The following is a 2961-nucleotide window of genomic DNA, read 5'->3' on the forward strand; positions in this document are numbered from 1 at the left end:
TCTGCGGTGGTCATTGCCATCAAGGGCACCAGGCGCTGGGAAACGAAGGGATAGCGCACCAGGGCATGCAGCGGCGGGGCCAGTGGGCCTCACCAGTTGCCCATCTTCATGCTAGAGCACGCGTCCCAGCCATCCCTTTGGCAGTTTTTTGAACGGTGTTTTGCAGGTGTGCTAGGTTGTAGAGCAGGCACTGGCGAAGCGGGTTTTTCATGCAGGACGTTTTACAGGCCTGGAATGCGGCCGCCACAACCAGCCTCGGGTTTTTCTGGATGGCGCTGTGGGCTTTTATTCTCGGCTATCTGATCAGCAGCCTGATACAGGTGCTGGTAACGCGGGAGCGGATGCAAAAAGCCATGGGCAAGGACGGCCCACGCAGCATGCTGCTGGGTACGTTCTTCGGTTTTATTTCCAGCTCCTGCAGTTTTTCTGCGCTGTCGACCACGCGCGCCATTTTCAATAAAGGTGCGGGCCTCGCGCCGTCCATGGCTTTCATGTTGGCATCGACCAATCTGGTGATTGAGCTGGGGATGGTTATTGCCATATTCCTGGGTTGGCAATTCGTGGTCGGCGAGTACGTCGGTGGCATCATACTCATACTGGTCAGTTGGCTCCTCATTCGCATTACCCGGCCACGACGCCTCGAGGCGCAGGCGCGCAAGCACCAGGCCGACACTGATGAGGATGACGGTAAGAGCGACATCAGCTGGCAGCAAAAATTGGTCAGTCTGCAGAGCTGGCAGAACATCGGCCAGACCTATGTCATGGAGTGGCAGATGGTATGGCGGGATGTGCTGATTGGTTTTACGGTCGCGGGCATGATTTCGGCGATGGTGCCCGACAGTTTTTTCCAGGCCATGTTTATTGGTTCGGGAGGAGAGAATGCTGCCAATCCCGGCTTTCTGGCGGTGCTCGCGCAAACCCTGGTGGGTCCGCTGGCGGCTTTTTTCACCTTTATCGGCTCGATGGGAAACATTCCCCTGGCCGCAGTCCTGTTCGGACAGGGCGTGACCTTTGCCGGTGTCATGGCATTCATATTTTCGGATCTTGTTGTACTGCCAGTGCTGCGAATCAATGCCCGCTACTACGGCTGGAAAATGGCGCTGTATCTCCTTGCCCTGATGCTGGTAGCGATCGTTATTGCGGCGCTGTCGATGCACTATGCACTGGCAGCCTTGGGAATGTTGCCTGACTTCTCAGCGGTCACCGCCCCCGGCGAGCGGGAATACTTCAAGCTGAATTACCAGCTGGTCATGAATGTCATCATGTTCACAGTCAATCTGGCTCTGGTGTGGCTGTGGTACAAAGCCCGTGCAAACCGCCACGCTCACCACCATGACCATGACCATGACGGCAGCTCGCTGACTGACAAGGTTCTCTCTGCGCTGGCGGCTTTATCGGTGGTTTGGTTGTCAGGTGGATTGATCGCGGGATTGGTCTGATCCGGGGGGCAGGGCGGAGTGAAGTGCTCGTCGGGGCCGGCATGCTCAGTACGGGTACGATGGAGGTGCTATGAAGTCAGTGTCCAGCACAGGGTTTGCGCTGTTCGGTGCAGCGTTGGTTGCGATCAGCTACGGGCTTGCGCGTTTCGCCTTCGGCCTGTTCGTGCCGCCTATCCGCGCCGAGCTGGGGCTGACGCCGGAGGTGATTGGTGTTATCGGCGCGCTGCCGCTGGTCAGTTTCCTGCTGGCCACGCTGGTGGCGCCGTTCGCTGCCGACCGCTTGGGTGCCCGCAACACGGCGGTGCTTTCCGGCGCGTTTGGCGTCGCGGGCCTCGCGTTGATCAGTCAGGCCGCTGGCGCTCAATCGCTGGGCGCTGGGGTATTCGCCTGCGGGATCTGCACCGGGCTGATGATGCCGGCGCTTACCGCGGCGATGCAGGCGCTGGTGGAGCGTTCGCTGCACGGCCGTGTGAGCGCGGTCATGAATGCGGGGACCAGCATTGGGGTGGTGGTGGCCGTGCCGTCGGTGCTGTTCCTGGCCGGCGCCTGGCGTTTTGCCTATGTCTCATTTGCGCTCCTTGCAGGTGTTGGGGTGCTTGCCGCCTGGTACCTCATTCCCTCGGTATCGCGGGTTACGCCGGCAGATGCGGCTGCGCCGCCGCGTGTCAGCGTGTTGCAATGGTCGCGTTTATTCAGGCTCGCCCTGTTTGCCTTCGTGCTGGGCTTCGTCTCCTCCGCCTACTGGATTTTTGCGCCCGACCTGTTGGTCTCCCTGGGTGGATTGCCAGCCGGTGCAACCGGGTGGCTGTGGTTGGCAGTGGGTACCGCCGGCCTCGGCGGGGCCCTGATAGCCGACCTGGCCGATCGCAACAACCCGCCCATTACGCATGCTCTGATGCTGATGATGCTGGCCGCCAGCCTGGCGCTGCTCGCCGCCAGCCCGGGTCAGTTGCTGCTCGCGGCATTGTCCGCGCTGGTGTTTGGTCTTGCCTACATGAGCCTGACCGGGCTCTACCTGATGACCAGCATCCGTCTGTTGCCGGGCCGGCTATCCATGGGGCCGGTACTGCCGTTCATGGCGGTGTCTTTGGGGCAGGCTAGCGGATCACCGCTCGTCGGCACGCTGGTCAATGAGTTCGGCTATGCCGATGCGTTTGCCATGTTTGCTGCGATCGGTATTCTGGTGGCACTGCTGTCGCCCTGGTACCCACGCTACATCGACTTTGAGCCGGTCGATGTTGCCGAGCTGGAGACAGGCCTGCAGGCGGCGTTCGATTACCAGCTGCTGGGCTCGGATGGAGAACCGCTGGAACTGGTCACGGGCCAGGAGGAAAGCCGGTAGCCGGCGCGAGATATCATTTTCCCGCGCCCACCGGCCGTGCTTTATCGCAGCACATTCACCACGACTTTGCCGCGGGTGCGCCCCCGCTCCAGGTACCTGATAGCATCCGGAACTTCCGCCAGCGTAAAACGCCGATCAATGAAAGGTTCCAGTTCCCCGCGCTCTGCATAGCCCGCCAGC

The 2961-nt window shown here is 60.9% G+C and carries 3 protein-coding genes; 2 read left to right on the forward strand and 1 reads right to left on the reverse strand.

All coding sequences use genetic code 11. The features are described from left to right. Positions 1–209 precede the first annotated feature (209 nt). Together EGJ68_RS18025 and EGJ68_RS18030 are read left to right on the forward strand one after the other, a co-directional pair. On the forward strand, positions 210–1439 hold the full coding sequence (locus EGJ68_RS18025) for a permease (protein WP_123035857.1): 1230 nt from the start codon (positions 210–212) through the stop codon (positions 1437–1439). A 70-nt stretch (positions 1440–1509) separates the two neighbouring features. After that, on the forward strand, positions 1510–2781 hold the full coding sequence (locus EGJ68_RS18030; RefSeq protein ID WP_123035858.1) for an MFS transporter: 1272 nt from the start codon (positions 1510–1512) through the stop codon (positions 2779–2781). Between the two features lie 41 nt (positions 2782–2822). Here the strand turns inward: EGJ68_RS18030 and EGJ68_RS18535 are convergent, their stop codons facing one another. Continuing rightward, positions 2823–2960, reverse strand: coding sequence for a zinc-binding dehydrogenase (locus tag EGJ68_RS18535; RefSeq protein WP_408609927.1), 138 nt, complete (start codon positions 2958–2960; stop codon positions 2823–2825). Position 2961 lies beyond the last annotated feature (1 nt).

The organism is Haliea alexandrii (genome assembly GCF_003719295.1).
GTDB lineage: Bacteria > Pseudomonadota > Gammaproteobacteria > Pseudomonadales > Halieaceae > Haliea > Haliea alexandrii.